This is a genomic window from Desulfomonile tiedjei DSM 6799, from assembly GCF_000266945.1.
Lineage (GTDB): Bacteria > Desulfobacterota > Desulfomonilia > Desulfomonilales > Desulfomonilaceae > Desulfomonile > Desulfomonile tiedjei.
On record NC_018025.1, the window covers coordinates 2,743,452 to 2,759,369 of the forward strand.

Annotated in this window: 13 protein-coding genes and 1 tRNA gene; 5 read left to right on the forward strand and 9 right to left on the reverse strand. The window is 48.3% G+C overall.

Annotated elements, in window-relative coordinates; translation table 11 throughout:
• Positions 1-250 precede the first annotated feature (250 nt).
• From DESTI_RS11500 to DESTI_RS11510, 3 genes are all read right to left on the reverse strand, one after another.
• The gene (locus tag DESTI_RS11500; protein ID WP_014810135.1) at positions 251-1,813 is read right to left on the reverse strand and encodes a DNA primase family protein; all 1,563 of its coding nucleotides are present in this window, start codon (positions 1,811-1,813) and stop codon (positions 251-253) included.
• Entirely contained in the window at positions 1,813-2,796 is a 984-nt protein-coding gene (locus DESTI_RS11505; protein ID WP_014810136.1) for a toprim domain-containing protein, read from the reverse strand. The genes DESTI_RS11500 and DESTI_RS11505 overlap by 1 nt, the downstream gene beginning before the upstream one ends.
• A gap of 198 nt (positions 2,797-2,994) precedes the next feature.
• The gene (locus tag DESTI_RS11510) at positions 2,995-3,228 is read right to left on the reverse strand and encodes a helix-turn-helix domain-containing protein (RefSeq protein WP_014810137.1); all 234 of its coding nucleotides are present in this window, start codon (positions 3,226-3,228) and stop codon (positions 2,995-2,997) included.
• A gap of 1,370 nt (positions 3,229-4,598) precedes the next feature.
• Between DESTI_RS11510 and DESTI_RS29955 the strand changes: the two genes are divergently transcribed.
• Together DESTI_RS29955 and DESTI_RS11530 are read left to right on the forward strand one after the other, a co-directional pair.
• The gene (locus DESTI_RS29955) at positions 4,599-5,030 is read left to right on the forward strand and encodes a helix-turn-helix domain-containing protein (RefSeq protein WP_014810138.1); all 432 of its coding nucleotides are present in this window, start codon (positions 4,599-4,601) and stop codon (positions 5,028-5,030) included.
• Entirely contained in the window at positions 5,021-6,178 is a 1,158-nt protein-coding gene (locus tag DESTI_RS11530) for a tyrosine-type recombinase/integrase (protein ID WP_014810139.1), read from the forward strand. Before DESTI_RS29955 ends, DESTI_RS11530 begins: the two co-directional genes overlap by 10 nt.
• Before the next feature lie 96 nt (positions 6,179-6,274).
• On the opposite strand, the gene DESTI_RS11535 is transcribed toward DESTI_RS11530, so the two are convergent.
• Both DESTI_RS11535 and DESTI_RS11540 read right to left on the reverse strand, forming a co-directional pair.
• A tRNA-Ala gene (locus tag DESTI_RS11535) sits at positions 6,275-6,349 on the reverse strand.
• Positions 6,350-6,436: 87 nt separating this feature from the next.
• Positions 6,437-6,937, reverse strand: coding sequence for a peptidylprolyl isomerase (locus DESTI_RS11540; protein WP_014810140.1), 501 nt, complete (start codon positions 6,935-6,937; stop codon positions 6,437-6,439).
• 231 nt (positions 6,938-7,168) lie between these two features.
• Between DESTI_RS11540 and DESTI_RS11545 the strand changes: the two genes are divergently transcribed.
• Complete coding sequence (locus tag DESTI_RS11545; RefSeq protein WP_014810141.1) at positions 7,169-8,593, forward strand: metallophosphoesterase; 1,425 nt, start codon at positions 7,169-7,171, stop codon at positions 8,591-8,593.
• 154 nt (positions 8,594-8,747) lie between these two features.
• On the forward strand, positions 8,748-9,017 hold the full coding sequence (locus DESTI_RS11550; RefSeq protein WP_014810142.1) for a hypothetical protein: 270 nt from the start codon (positions 8,748-8,750) through the stop codon (positions 9,015-9,017).
• A 53-nt stretch (positions 9,018-9,070) separates the two neighbouring features.
• Here DESTI_RS11550 and DESTI_RS11555 read toward each other — a convergent pair whose 3' ends face one another.
• The 4 genes from DESTI_RS11555 to DESTI_RS11575 form a co-directional block, all read right to left on the reverse strand.
• A complete protein-coding gene (locus tag DESTI_RS11555; RefSeq protein ID WP_014810143.1) occupies positions 9,071-9,964 on the reverse strand; it encodes a formate dehydrogenase accessory protein FdhE in 894 nt (297 codons plus the stop codon).
• 136 nt (positions 9,965-10,100) lie between these two features.
• Entirely contained in the window at positions 10,101-10,748 is a 648-nt protein-coding gene (locus DESTI_RS11560) for a 4Fe-4S dicluster domain-containing protein (RefSeq protein ID WP_014810144.1), read from the reverse strand.
• A gap of 10 nt (positions 10,749-10,758) precedes the next feature.
• Positions 10,759-13,791: a formate dehydrogenase-N subunit alpha gene (gene fdnG / locus DESTI_RS11565; RefSeq protein WP_014810145.1), complete on the reverse strand. Its 3,033-nt coding sequence runs from the start codon at positions 13,789-13,791 to the stop codon at positions 10,759-10,761.
• A 498-nt stretch (positions 13,792-14,289) separates the two neighbouring features.
• Positions 14,290-14,871, reverse strand: a complete 582-nt coding sequence (locus tag DESTI_RS11575; protein WP_014810146.1) for a hypothetical protein — start codon at positions 14,869-14,871, stop codon at positions 14,290-14,292.
• A gap of 320 nt (positions 14,872-15,191) precedes the next feature.
• Here DESTI_RS11575 and DESTI_RS11580 point away from each other — a divergent pair, with 320 nt between their 5' ends.
• Positions 15,192-15,692 (forward strand): Spy/CpxP family protein refolding chaperone, encoded by a 501-nt coding sequence (locus tag DESTI_RS11580; protein ID WP_014810147.1) that lies wholly within the window; start codon positions 15,192-15,194, stop codon positions 15,690-15,692.
• The last annotated feature ends 226 nt before the right edge of the window (positions 15,693-15,918 follow it).

The following is a 15,918-nucleotide window of genomic DNA, read 5'->3' on the forward strand; positions in this document are numbered from 1 at the left end:
TGTATAAGTTACTGTAATTCCGTTGCAATTCGCTTTTTATGTAGAAATGTAGAAACACTTCTAGTTTTAAATAGGGGGGGGGTAGTTATTATTTTTGTCTCAAAAAAAAATCCGTAAAAAGAAAACTGGCATCCTTTCTACATTTCTACATAATGTCCGAATTGTGGTGTCATTGTGGTTGTTTAGGCATGTCGGAAGCCATGTAGAAAGAAAATCTCGTTCTACATTTCTACATAAACCCGCTTCTGGACTAGGCGGCAAACTTAACTCCTTTAAAAAACACGCCAAATTGGTCACGGTCTTTAACAAAGGGGCCTTTGTTGTTTTTAAGGGACTCCAGATGCTTCGACAGTGTTCGTTTTTTCACGGGGAACTTGATCCCGTTGTCTTTGCTCCAAGCCTGATAGTCGGAGTATATACTTGTTAGGCTTAGGTGTGCTCCTTCACAGTAGGATAAACGGTCTCTAGCATAAGCGGCAATGGGGTTGATGTCTTCAAGGTAATCGTCAAGTTTCTCTTGAGATGAGGCTGGTTCGGTAAATTTTTTTTGGGCTTGGAGCTTCATGAATCCTTGGATTGCCCAATTAAAGACCCCACTGAGTTCATTTTGGATTATATCCCGGTTGATGCCGATAATCTTAGGCTTCTCGTATGGGTTGTCAGGGTCCACTGAATCGGGGTCTTTAAATTTCACGCGGAAGTTTATAATGCAGAGGCGCCGGGCGAATCCGTATGAAGTGTCATTTGTTCGGGGGAGAGTGTTACAAGCAACGATCATCTTCACGAAGAGCCGGACCTTCTGGGGGTCCTTCCCTTTGCGCTCAATGACTTGGGGTTCTCCTGACACGATGTTTTTAAATTTGCCGTTTGACAGCAGGCGCCTTCCATCGTTGTCGTACGTGATATTGACCAGTTTCCCTTGAAGCTGTTCAAGGCGGAATCGCTCCGAGAGATCATCAAGGGAAAGAGCGGAGCAATTGTCCGGTCCAAGCATGTGTTCAATTATCTCGAGAATAGTGCTTTTCCCGTTTGCGCCGTCTCCGGTGAGAATTAAGCATTTTTCATAAACTGGTTTAGTGCAAAGCAGGTACCCGATGAATTCTTGCAACAACAGTCTTTGATCATTCTCGGGCAATGCTGTAGTAAGCAGTTGTAACCATTTCGGACACTCTGCGTTTGGGTCAAACCGGACATTCGCCATGATTGTGGAATAGTTCTTAGGCGAGTGTTGTTCGGTGAAATCGCCCGTTTCGAGGTTCAAGACGCCATTTTGCAGCGTAATCAGTCCAGGCTTATTCACCTTTTCGGGACGCACAAAACGGTCGATTGCCAAGAGCTTCCGGACCTCCGACACCTGGGAGAGATAGACCTCTGTGTTGAAATCCTTTTGTAACTCGGTAATGATCAGCTTATCAACTTCCTGATCGTAAAGGTGTTGATATATTTTCCCATCCCACTGATAGAATTGTTGTCCGTGGTTAATAAAAAAACCTTTGGATGTGATACGGGCAACGAATTCGAGCGGATGATACGGCGGTTTTTCGTCCCGTTTCCGGGATTCTTTCGCCTTAGCAATGGCTTGTTCAATTTTGTTTGCGGGTGGAATTTTGAATCCGAGGTTGTACCTCAAGGCCTTATCGTAAAGGACTTGAGAAAGGGTTCCCCAAGAGGAGCCTTTTCGGCGGGATATCAAATCAATGATCTTGTCGTGAAACGCTTCCTCACGCTTTGAAATGGATTCGATTGTGAGCAATTCGTTGAGCAGGGCGTCAAAAATATGCTGTCTGGGTAGTTTATCGAAAAACGGTATCATTACAGGTTCCTCTGAAAAAAGCTGTTAATATCGACCTTATCTTCATCGTCTAGTAATGGCAGCGTAATAATTTCGACATCGAATCCGGCCGCGAACAAAGCTTTTCCCTTGTCCAGGGCGGCGGCTTGTCCGGATCCACTTTGCCGGTCGGTATCCATGGCCATGATGATTTTTTCGGCCTTGGTTTTCTTGAGTTCTTTTATTCTTGCGGGCGTCAAGCCTTGCGTTCCGAATGTGGAGACGGCAGGATATCCATGTGCTTCAAGTGTCCACTTGTCTGTCACCCCCTCGACCAAATAGACCTCTGATTCGTTCCGGACGTCATCTAATCCATAAAGGGTTTGGGGCATCTCGGGATCTGTTGCGGCTGTACACATGTATTTGGGGTTAACATCGGGATTTGTGGTTCGGCCAAGGATGGAAACGATTTGATCACCGCGGACAATCGGTATTATGATGCGGCCTTTGAAAAGGAAGAATGTGTCGTTTTTATTAATCAGTCCGGCATTGCGCGACTCGTCCCAATTCGAGGGATCAGAGCCGGACGTGATATACCCCACCTTTCCTTTGATGACCGATTCGGGAATGCCACGGCCGGCGAAATACTTATGCGCTATATCTGCGTTTTTCAATGATGACCGAAACAAAAATTGATATTCTTTAGAGATTCGTTCCTGTTTGGCGACAATCTCCATTTTTGCAGGGTCCATGTTAAACTCGGGCAAGCTAAACAGTGCTGTGAATTTTTTGAGCGCTTCGGACCGGCTACATTTCAGAATTTTTTGGATAACGTCTAATTTACCGATCCACTCTCCGGGGCCATAGTCATAACAGAAGTGTTGATTAACGTGGACAGAGGGCTCTGTTTCTTCACGGTCGAATGCTGCGGTTTTATTCCCGCGAATCTGTTTTCCGAGTTTTTCCAGTAATTCAGGCATAGAGACTTCATCTAGATAGTCTATCAATTCCTTGCTTTTCGACATTGGCTATTCCTCGTATACGGCAATGCTCCGCGCAACGCTGCACGGGCAGAAAAAAATTCTCTGACTAGGGGGAAATGTAAAAAAATTCGCTTGATTTTGGGGATTGGAAAGGCTAATCATTAGACACCCTTTAAAAATTTACCACTTACCCGTTCAAAGCTTGAGGCTGACACCTCAAGTTTTGCTTTGTTGGGCCTATTACGCGACGAGTTTCAGCAATTTCTCGTGGTCCACTCCGGCCAGCAATTTCTTGATGGGCACTCCGAAAAACTCTTCCAAGCGTCGGACTGTCTCCCGTGTCAAAAATCGGTTCTCTCCGATCACCGGATTGCGTTCAACATGGCAGATGACGGCCGGGTCCAGGTCAATGAGTTTTGCAAGTTGACGTTGGTTCAAGCCCTTCGACACTCTAAGAACCCTCATGAGAATCATTGTTGTTACCTCTCTAACATGTGCTCTATTGTTGTGGTGTTCGTTTGGGTTGCTCTCATAAATACCTATTTTGATATACTAATCTATTCAATAATGTCTCTTTGGGGGGTAAGCCCCCCGTAATTGATGTTTCAGTATCACATCAAAAATTGCGTTTCAAGGAAAATGACGATATTGATGAAAATAGTTTAGAAATGGTCTGTGTGTGGCTCTGGTAGCTCTTGCACCCTCTCTTGTCGTCCGACAAAAAGTAGGCTGTAGGCTACACCCTATTTTTCTGGTTGAATTTTACAACCGTAATGTGAGTTTAAAATGACAGTCTGAGAGGCACAATATTTAAGTCTGTTGATGTCTTTTACGCGTCTGTTGGTGACAATGTGAGGTTGTTCATACATTTGGAGGGGAGTGAATATCGGCACAGCATGTGTGGACAGATTAGCGAACCTGTGGATAACTTTGCCGGGCGGCTGTGGAAGCTGGTTTGAGATTTTTTAAAGTGTGGCTTGGGTGGTTTGTATAACACATCCCTTTTGCCATACGTACGACAACAAACCCATGCAAAACTTGTGCTGAAATAAAAATACGGGCTGAACGGAAAGCGGGCGAGATGTTGGAGGTAATGGATAGACAAGGACCAACACGTCCAAAAGAAAAAGTGTCGCACGATGAAACACTTTTTACTCCAAAACTTTCAGACTTCGGAATCTCTCGCTCTTCTTCCTCCCGCTGGCAATCGGTGGCGGCGATTCCGGAAGAACGTGCAGATATTCCCCATTATCGGTCAGGTACGGGCACTCGTTTTCATCATCATCTGCGTCGGCCGTTCCGGTATAGTGGGGGCACGTGGACGGGTTGCGGGGGCAGACAGACGATGCATCTTCACTTCTTCCTGATTTCGGGAAAAGGTTGTCGTTAAGATCGTTGCGTGTTCCTTGTTGCTCTTTTGCCACTTCCCGCACAATCTCTTCGAGTTTGAGAGCCAGTTCGGCCCTTTGGAATGCCTGTAAGTTCCTTCTCCCAAACTGGTTATTGATGATCCATATTTTGGCTTCATTGCGGGTCTTGAAGCTGACCGTTGTCGTGTCGAACGGTATGTTACGGCCAATTCAGGAACTGGTTCCTGAATTATGTAAAATCAGCACCTTAACTTCCGAAAACAGTTTCGGAAGTTGAAAAAAGGTAATGATTTGTCAAATGAGGTTCCGGAACCTCATTTAAACCCATGCCGGCAAGAAACAGTTGACACCGTGTGCACGCCTTTGATACTGAACGATCAATCCCCGGCAGATTAGGTGCTTTGCACGCTACCGACAAAATGAGGAGAAGAAAATCATGTGGATCTCTGACACGTGATGTAATTCGAGGGCTAAATGCCTCGAAAAAATGGTGCTGGTCGCGATGACCGCGACTTGAGAAGAGAAGACGAACGTAATCAGTCCACCACCTCACCATCCACACAACCATTCCAGCTCTTAACGCCCGCGCAAGTTGCGGGAATGCTGCAGATCCCCGTCAAATCTGTACACGCTCTGTGTAGAGCGGGGAAGCTGGGCTATATTCGGATAGACGGCAAATCCCGGCGCTTCACCCTGGAAGATGTTGAGACATTCCTGAATGAGCGGCGAGTTTCCGGCCAATCTGCGCGAGTAACAGCAAAAAGCGGTCTCTCTTCCCATGTACGCAATCATCCTGTTGACAGATCTCCAAAACCATCCGTAGTATCCAGCAAAGGGGGCAAACAACAGGAATCAGGAAAAGCGTTTAGGGCATCTCTTCGGCGGGAGATGCAAGCATGGGAGTAGTCAAACGGAATGGATCGTTCTTTGTCTATTTCAGGCCGTTCAGGAAAGAAAAGATCGGCTTAAAACTTGATTTCTGCGATTCAAAGCGGGATGCGGAACACGTTGAGACTTTGCTGGTTCGCGCATGTCGGACGGGAGAATATGGGATATTGGACCCTGTTACAAAAGAAGTTGCTATACGGATGTTTGAAAATAGGGGCTGGCAACTTCCACCAGGCTTATGTCCACCACAAACGCCCGAAAACGATGTGACTCTCTGGGAAGCTGTTGAGATCTTCCTGAAATACCCAGAGATACGGCGGCGCTCATGCAAAGATCGTTATAAGATGTGCATTACGCATCTTGTCGAATTTTTCGGGAAGAGTCGGCCAATGAAGTCAATTCGTGTTCCTGATATAAGGCGTTATCAACTTGAGAGGACTGATGCCAAAGCTTCACCTTCAACGGTGAACTGGGAAAAAGGCACGCTCTCAAAGATTTTTCAAGCCTTATGTGAACTCGAATACGTGGAAATCAACCCTGTGAGACAGGTCAAGAATCTGTCTCAGAAGAGTGAAGAGAGGCGAGTGTATCTCTCTTATCAGGATGTGATTCGGATATCGGACGCAACGCCCGTATGGTTTAGGTCTATGATCATTGTGAGCTATTATTCTGGTTTGCGTCGCGGTGAAATCATGAATCTGTCCAGGAAACAGGTTCATCTTGCAGACCGGATGATTTATCTCGGGCCTAAAGATACTAAAGAGTTCGGGTGGAAACGTGTGCCGATCAGGCAAGAACTTGTACCTGTCTTTGAAGAGGCGCTAAAGGTCACGGCTATAAAGTCCGACCAGGTGTTTCTCTTAAAAGACAAGAGCGGAACACGTTCACTGAACCTGGAAGCAACAAAGAATCCTTGGGGGCGAGCTATCCAATCATTGGCTTTTCAAAAACCTTGGCCTCGTTTCCACGATCTGCGGCATACATGGCGAGCAAACGCCCGACGGTCTGGCATGGACCCTGCTTTGGCTGAATCTATCCTCGGGCACTGGCAACGGGGTAGAAATGTCAATGAACGATACGGGTATGTGTCTGATGAAGAACTTTTGCGGGCCGTGGATTCAATGACGTTCGACAACGGACAGACAAACATCCTTATAGCAAAGTGAAAAAGAATGGCTCTTTTGTGGGTAACTGAATGGCAACTGGAAGCGGCGCAACAAAAAAACCATGTCTTGCAACATGGTCTAAGTTATTGTTTTCTTTGGTGGAGATGAAGGGATTTGAACCCTCGACCCCCGCGTTGCGAACGCGGTGCTCTCCCGCTGAGCTACATCCCCATCCGGGGCACATTAGCACCCGTGTTACGGTCTGTCAAGGTTACAAACCACCGGGTTCGGCCCGAACGCTGAATCCGGAAAGACAGATTATTTGCTGTCCAGAATCTTGTTCCATGAGTCGAGATCACTCTTGGTCTTTGCAAACAGGTCGGTCGTATCTCCTTCGATGATCACGGATTCAATTTTGTCGCCTTGTCGTATACTATCCACTACGGCTTGATCCTGTTCGCTTACCACTTCACCGAAAACCGAATGCTTTCCGTCAAGCCAGGGAGTCGGAACGTGTGTGATGAAGAATTGACTGCCATTAGTGTTTGGCCCGGCATTGGCCATGGAAAGAATTCCCGGTTTGCTGTGCTTTAGCTGTGAAGCAAACTCGTCCCGAAATTTGTATCCAGGCCCGCCAGTGCCTGTACCAAAAGGACATCCGCCTTGTATCATGAATTCCGCGATAACTCGGTGGAATTTGAGTCCATTGTAGTAGCCCCTCTTGGCTAGATTTACAAAATTGGCCACCGTGACAGGTACGAGTTCATCAAAGAGCGTTAAATTGATGGGGCCTTTGTTGGTGTTGATCGTTGCTTTCATTGTGCGTTCTCCCGGAAAATCTTTTCACGTTTCACAAAACTAGTGATATCAGAAAATCGGGAGAGAATCGAGAGATCGGTTTGCATTGTCCGGTTTGGACGATTCCATGCAACAGTAAATTCTGTACATCGATTTGAGAACCAACCCCATCCGATTCTTTCAGTGCTGTAGCATTTTCCGCTATAATGCGAGTGCGATTTAGCCATAGCGTTTTCGGAGTCTCAGTTAAACATGAGTAAAACTTTCTTGTTTTTTGTAGCGATTTGCACATTTGCGATGCTCTGCCAATGGTTCGTTTTCAGCAGAACACGCCAGTATCTTTTTTCCAGGTATTCTCCGGTCACAAGAAAAGTAGCCTATGGAGTGCTCTTAGGGTTCGCCATCGCAAATCTGATGGGAGTGACATTCGGTCTGGATCCGGAACTGTTACCAGGAGCATTTGCACAACAGTTCGCTGTTGTCGGCTATTTTTCGTATCTCGGGATTATTCTCGGGCTCTGCATTGTTTTCCTTCTCATAGGGCTGGTTTCCACGGCACTCGATTTGCCTGCATTGCTCGTGCGAACTGCCGGGAACATGAAGCAACGCGTCATGAACTTTGGTCGAGACGAAACGGGATGCGTGCATTCCCCTTTGAAACAAGGCCTCAGAGAGTCTTCGTCGTCATCACCAACCAACGACTCTCAAGAACAGAATGCAACCACTGAAAAGGGAATGCCCCGGGGCGACTCAGACGGCCCTTCTTTGGGCAGGAGGACGTTTCTCAAGTGGTCTTCTGCCACGGGTTTTTGTCTGATTGGAGCAGGTGCGACTCACGGGATTGTGGAAGCCTATGAGGAACCTACCATAGAAGCTTTTGACGTGCTGCATCCGAAACTCGACGGCCTGTCCCAACCAATAACTGTCCTGCAGGTAACTGATTTCCATTTTGGATTGTTTCTCAACGATTCGGAACTCGAGTATCTTGTAGAAAGGCTCAATACGTTGAATGGCGATGCTGTCCTTCTCACCGGCGATCTATTCCATTCGCCTTTGACTCCGGTAAGTGTTGCCGCACCGATTCTGAGAAAATTAAAGCCCAGAAGCATAGGGAATTTCGCAGTTCTGGGAAATCATGACTTTTATGCCGGAATTTCGCGTTCGCTGGAATGCATTCATCAGAGCGGGATTACTCTCCTCCGGAATGAATGGATTACCTTTAAGAGCGGGAATGGTTTTCTTCATCTGGGGGGCATCGACGATCCGCTCGGCAACTGGATGTGGGGAACCGAATTTCCCAAGTTCAATGAACTCACAGAACAGACGCCTGACATTCCCGGATTCAAGCTCTTGCTTTCTCACAGGCCCACAGTCATGCCCTATGCTGCAGAAGGTTTTGCCGATATGGTCCTGGCGGGCCACGTTCATGGAGGTCAGATCGTTTTTCCGGCAGGAGGGCAGGGCAGAGGTGTCAGTATTGCTCGAGTCGCCTACGAATACACCCACGGATGGTACAAAAAGAACGACGTCTCCATGTATGTGAATCGAGGTGTCGGGCTGACTTTTCTCCCGTGGCGAATTAATTGCTCGCCGGAAATATTGGTACTGCATCTGAAACCATCACAAGACGGAGAATCAAAGATCGTAGATTCCAGGAATAGGGTTATTAAGATGTAATACCTATTCGCTTTTATGAACCCAATTTTGGCCGGCACGGAGGCACGGCCACTACTGGCTGATGCTAGGGTCCGGCGTCTCTGCCGGACCTCTCGGTTTTATTAAATTTATCGGGGGTTGGTATAAGGCGGAGACAGACTCGACTGGAGACAAAATGGACGCGAAGTCCATGAAAGAACTTCGAAAGAAACTCGCTGATGAAGGCTGGATCAGGAGATTCACAGCAGAAGAGCCGCGTCTCTCCGAAATGAAAGAATTGTACGAATCACTCGGATTCGAGGTTCGCGTAGAGGCCGCTTTGCCTGAAGAAAGTCAAGATTGCCGGAGTTGCTTCGATGCGGGCGAATTCAGTGGCAAGTACAAAACCATTTTCACCCGAGGAGAATCCTTTCACGACAACAAAGACGACGATCTGTACGAATAAGGGGCTGTGCGGTCGTTCGAAACCAACTTATTGCGGAAGCAGGCGGCAGCCGCTCATCCGGAAGCTAAGAGCGTGGCGGACATGGAAGCAGGGGAGAATCCTTTTTCCTGGGCCAATATATCAAGGTACACGAGTCCGAGCGATGCCACTTCCCTGACCACGTCATCAGCGAGATCTCGCAAATCGATGCTCACCAGGTATCTCATGCATTGATAGCAGAGCTCGGCGCGTTCATGTGACCGTTCCTCGGAAAAATAGAGCTCCATTTTTTCATGATCGTCAGTCTCGCAAAAAGGACATTTTGTTCTCATGAAAGTCCATTCATGGCTGCAGAATGAACACCGGAGCCATCTTCGCCCTTCCTTGCCTTCCAGAAATCCCAGCTCGGGCCAGGAACCGCAGACCGGGCAGTATCCTTTTTGCCAGCTCAGTGCATCCAGACTGACTGCGGCCATTTCCGCCTGTTTTGCGGCAAAAGGTTTTACCAATTGCAGCATGGTAAACTTGAGGATGCCGGAATCCATTTGCAGTCTCGCAGCCAGTGTTTCCAGTTCAGTATCGGTCCCTACAGGCATGACAGCCAAAGACTTCAGCAGAAAAGAGTCATTTCGACGTAGAGCCTTGTCGAGAAGCTCTAATTGCTGCTGGATTGAAGGAAACCCTTTTATCATGGCCGGTATCATCCGATCGGCAGCTTGTCGCAAGTAACTGAAATCGACCGTGAAATCTTCTTTTCTCAACAGAGGCAAACCATCCCGAAACTGTCCCGGATCTATTACGTATTCCTTCTCATTGTTATTCGGCAATATTGTCCTGAATGCTTCCTGCTCCGCGGAAAGATCCTCGAAAGCATCAAAAATCTCGGACAATTGGGGCAATTCTTTTCTCATACGGTCAATAGCGCGTCTGATACGAGTAGCCTGATCGGAAGAAGTGGAACCGGTCATTCATTTTCTCCTGTAAGTTCCTGCATGATTGTCTGGCATCATCGCATCTTAGTGAGAATTTTTCCAGTGGTTCGAAACGAAAGACCGCCCCGAAAAAAATCGGGACGGTCTCTGTTAGATCCTCGCAAGAGAAGGTTTACTTTGGAGTAGCGTATTTGAAATACTTCTTTGGATCGTCCGTGACAATATAGATTACGCGCACATCGTCGGCATTCAGAGCCTCTGCTTTGGGATAAGACTTCTTGAGCTCGTCAACCCGCGCTTTGGCCGCTGTCAGTATTTTGTCACGTTCACCGAACGCAAGGGCTCCTGTCGGACATGTCGTCACGCAGGACGGCTGCTTACCGTTCGTAATGCGGTCAAAACACATGGTACATTTGGCCATTTCTTTCGTCTTCGGATTTTGACGTGGCACGTTGTACGGACAACCTTCGAGAGTCTCTTTGAAATTCAAATCCTTTGTCTTTGGCGTGAAGAGCACTGCTCCGGTCTTTTCGTCCTGAACAATCTCTTCCTTTTCAACGGCAGCCATACAGCCGGGAGACAAGCAATGACGGCACTGCTCGCTAAAGAAATACCAGTATGGCTTTCCGTCACCGTTCTTGCCTTCCGAGAATCGCACGACCTTATACGTGTCGAACGACAGATCCGGTGGATTCTCATGTGAGCCCGAGTTCTTGGTCTCGGTCCCCGGCAGTTGATTCCACTGCTTGCATGCTACCTGACACCCCCGGCAAGCGGTGCACTTGGAGGTGTCCATAATTATTGAATATCCGTCAGCCATGTCGCACCTCCTATGCCTTCACGACGTTCACCATGAACGCCTTGGATTCAGGGATCATGGTATTGGGATCCCCCACGGTCGGGGTGAGAAGATTTGCATTATCGCCACCGTTTTTCGGAGCAACCCATCCGAAGCACCAGGGCATTCCCACCTGATGAACTGTTGTGTTCCCTATTTTGAAAGGCCGGAATCTGGTGGTTACCATGGCAACACACTCCACCTCTCCTCGGGTTGACGATACTTTGACTTTTTCACCGTTCTTGATTCCCCGTAGTTCAGCAAGCTCCTCGCTCATTTCGACGAACATCTGGGGCTCCGCTTCCACCAGCCAGGGCTGCCACCGTGTCATACACCCGGTCTGCCAGTGCTCGGTGACACGATACGTTGTACCCACAAAGGGGAACCTGGGATCGCAGGTGAGATGCTTATCCATCTCGCCTTTGAATATCTTGATCGTAGGGTTAATGTACTGTCCCGACATCAAATTATTGGGAAGAGGACACTCGAGCGGTTCATAATGCTCCGGGAACGGACCGTCGTTGAGCCCGGGGCCAAAAAGCCTGCCGAATCCTTCAGCGGTCATGATAAAGGGGTGCTTCCCTTTTTCGTCGCCGAACGGTGGGGCAGGACCATCAGGAATATCACCGACCCACTTGCCGTCTTTCCACGTAAGGAGGGCCCGCTTGGCATTGAAGGGTTGTCCGTTCTTGTCAACTGAAGCCCTGTTATAGAGAATACGTCTGTTTACAGGCCAGGCCCAGGCCCATTTGGGATAGAGGCCGAGCCCTGTCGCGTCTTCCTTTTCTCTGCGAGCCATCATATTGCCTGCGTTCGTATAGCTCGCGCTGTAAATCCAGTTACCGCAAGACGTGCTTCCGTCTGCCTGGAGCATCGGGAAAGCCGGGACAAGGTCGCCTTTCTTGAACTCTTTGTCACCGACTTTGGTATCTTTAAGGAAATACCCGTTGATCTCTTTTGCCACTTTATGCGGATCGAAATGGCCTTTTGCGTCCGTGTAGTCCCATTTGAGCTTCAGGATCGGTTCAGGGAATTTCCCGCCTTTCTTGTAAAGGCCGCGAATCTTGTCCATAAGCTCAACTGCTATATCGCCGTCAGGCTTTGCATCTCCCGGCGGATTTGCAGCTTTGTAGCGCCACTGAGCCCATCGACCGCTATTCGTGATACTCCCTTCTTTTTCAACCGAAGCGGCGCAGGGCAGCATGAATACTTCGGTCTTGATCTTCTTTGGGTCCATGCCCGGACCTTTCCAGAACGATCCTGTTTCATTGTCGAAAATATTCACGTTTACAAGCCAGTTCAGTTTTGTCAGAGCCTGTCTGGTCTTGTTCGAATTTGCGCCACTGCAGGCAGGATTCTGTCCCCAGGCAAAGAAGCCCTTGATCTTTCCGTCGTACATGGCGTCAAACAGGTTCAACCAGGAGCAGTTCTGACCTGGATCGAGTTTGGGCAGCCAGTGAAAACCGAAGTCGTTTTCAGGTGTAGCCGCATCGCCCCAGAAGGATTTTAGCAAGCTCGTTGAATACTTCGGATAGTTCGACCACCAGTTCACGGATCGAGGATCGTTCGTTTTGGGAGCCAGATCATTGTACTCTTTGAGGCTTTTCTGTCCTGCAGCCGGTGCTCTGAGGTAGCCGGGAAGCAAGTGGAACAGAAGAGCCTGGTCTGTCGACCCTTGAACGTTAGATTCACCGCGTAGAGCATTGACTCCGCCACCCGGGATACCGATATTCCCCAGGAGTAGCTGAATAATAGACATAGCACGAATGTTCTGAACTCCGACCGTATGTTGCGTCCATCCCATCGCGTACATGATGGTTCCGGCTTTGTCTTTCGCTCCGGTTGCAGAATACATTTCGTACACTTTGAGCAGGTCCGGGACAGGGGTTCCGGTGATCTCGGAAACCTTTTCCGGCGTGTAGCGAGAGTAATGCTTCTTGAGTTGCTGGAAAACACACTTCGGATTTTCAAGTGTCGGGTCTTTTTCGATTGCGCCCTTGTCGTCTTTCTTGTAAGCCCAAGCACTCTTGTCGTACGCTCTCTTTTCCTTGTCGTACCCGGCAAACAGGCCGTCTGCAAAGTCGAATTTGTCACCGATAATAAAAGAGGCGTTCGTGTAATCGACAACGTAGTCCTTGAAAATCTTGTTGTTATCGATGATGTACTTGATCATTCCGCCCAGGAAGGCGATATCAGTGCCGGATCTGAGAGGAGCATAAAGATCCGCTTTAGAGGAGGTCTGAGTGAAACGGGGATCGACGGAGATAAGCTTCCCTCCGTTATCCTTGGCTTTTTGTACCCATTTCATGGATATGGGATGGTTCGATGCAGCATTGCTGCCCATCACGAGAATGCAGTCACTGTTTCTGAGGTCGATCCAGTGATTCGTCATAGCACCGCGCCCGAACGACTCTGCCAGAGCCGCAACAGTGGCGCTGTGTCATATTCGGGCCTGATGTTCGATATAAACCAGACCCAAAGCTCTCATCATAGCCTGAAGAGGCCAGAGTTCCTCGTTATCCAGAGCAGCGCTTCCAATGTGGGCAATTGACTCCAGGCGGTTTACGGTATCGCCCTTTGCATTCTTTTCCATGAAATCGGCATCTCTGACTGCCTTGACGCGCTTCGCGATCTCGGACAAAGCCCAATCCCAGGACTTCTCCTGCCATTTGTCGCTGTTTGGAGCCCTATACAGCACTTTTTTCAGTCGATTGGGATTATTGCCGCTGGTTTGAAACAAAGAGGCGCCCTTAGCACATAATGCGCCTTCATTGACGGGATGATCGGGATCTCCTTCGATATTGATGATCTTACCCGCTTTGGTGTCCGTGCTGCAGATGAGACCGCACCCAACTGCACAATATGAGCAGATAGTTGTGGACTGCTTGGCTGTCTTCATCTTGTCAGCTTTTAATTCCGCGGCATATGCCCGGGTCGGGCCCATATCCACGCCCAAGGATGACAAAGCCAACCCTGCACCGAGGGCACCCGAGATCACGAAAAATTCTCGGCGTGTCACACTCATGACGCTTGCTCCTTTCTTAGATTAATGAGAGGTGTTTCCTAGCGACGAACAAAGAGACTCAAATCCAGTTCTGAAGAACAAAAGAAAAAACACCTATTTCAGGACCTTGCTCTCCATCTTGGATAGGTAGCGTTACCCGAATAGGGGTTTTAAATCCGGATATTATGTTCGTACTAGATCAGGAATAGGTTCAGCCGTCAATGACGATTTAATTTGTAGGAAATATAGGTGCTGGGTGTTATTACGTATAATTGCAATGAGGAATCGGATGCACCCATGTCAAACGAGACATAACGAGAAAATATTGTCGTATGTTATGCTGGGAAAGACAGTGCGACTCTTCCGATTAAGTCCTACTGTAGAACAGTAGATTGACTCCGGGTGATCAATGGCATTGGAAAATCATTCAAGTCAATCGAGATCTCGACAATACAACCAGGGACGGAGTGTACATACGAATGCTGGCCGGATTTCTCCGTCCCCGGATAGATTACGTCTTTAGGCGAGCACGCTCCAGTCCCATGGCTCGAGGTATCCTACGTAATCATACGAAGATAGATTGAATGAAGCGTATCCCCAGTTTTGAGAGTTGTCTTCAACCAGGTATCCATCATAGACCCCGGAGTAATAGTAAGTGAACGTTCCACTTTGCCAGATCCAGATATCCGGCCCAAATGTGGTATCTCCGACGTAGTACCATTCACCGACAGGCGCCCAGACTCCGGTATTGTCATCCCACTGCCATGTAGCCGCATTGATCAAGTAGATCAGCGGATCACCTCCATTATTTTCTTGCCATTCGACATAATACCAGAGTTGTTCCCCAAACCAGTCTTGATACCACCACTGGGTATCTTGATTATACCACCAGTCGGAATCCCAATCGTACCACCAACCGTTGCCGATAAACTGCCAATTTGTCAGCGGATCTACGGTGGCACCCGCTTCTGCTTGCGCATTATTTGCTGCCTCTTCAGCTAATGGCGCACCATCCAGGACGATCCTTTGCTCGAGTTCTTCGCAGAGAAAGCTTCTGTCGAAGGACCTGCCGGCGTCCATAGTTGTAGAAAGTGCATTCATATGCTCCCCCCTTTTCTTTTGTGGCCAGCAAACACCATTGACGCTGTAGACCGGCCACATCATTTTTTTGTTCCAAAAGGTAAGTCTCTTCTTTCAAGAGCAGCTCAGAATGAAGGTTTTTGCACATCAATTCTTCTAAGTAGAAGCGAGAAAAATTGTTAAGTTTTCGAAGCATCTACATTCAATGGATGGCTCGCACTATCCTTGGAAAAAATCTTCTGCAAGGTGTAACCGGGGAGTCTCTGCAAACACTTTCTGTTTAAAGAGGCAGATACGATCGATCGAGCCTGTCCTGGTTCACATGATTACTGGAGGCAAAAATGGTCAGAAAAACAATTCTTATCGCAGCAATGATGTTTTTTGCGGCAGGTCTCATGTCCATTCCGGCGCAAGCAGCCGATACACAAACGCATTCTGAGACAATCGGTGCATCTCCCCTAGGCAAGCTTATTATGGGAAAGATCGGGCGCCTACTGGTGCTCCGGTCGGAACTGAACATTACCGGCGATCAGCGCAAACAAATTGCAGCTCACCTAAAGAAGCACGCGAATGAAATCAGACCTGTTGCCAAAGATGTCTTCGACAAACGCGTGGCATTGCGAGAAACCGTCCTGAACAAGCCCGGAGATGAGCGAGCGATCATGGCTGCTGCGAATGATCTGGGGACAGCCATAGGGAAAGCCGCTGTGCTTGCATCCACAATCGTAGCGGATATCAAGCCGGTGCTGACACCTGAACAGCAGGAACACATCAAGAATTTCAAAATAGGCTCCGATCAAGCAGTTTCACAGTGGATCGACCAGATCGGCAGTCGAAAATAGATTCACGTACGTCCGAGACTTCCCCTTATGAGCAGTCTCGGACATCGGTTCGTTTCTTCCTGGTGAGTTGAGGAATAGACAACTTCTTGAGGGTCTACTAGGATAACGACAGATTCCGACGAGAGCATGCATGCAACGGCAGAATCTCAGAGTCAGAGGAACAGGTTCCACGGAACGGAGGGAATCGACTTTCGAGGCGAAGAGCTTCGCGTCTCCCAAAATAGCC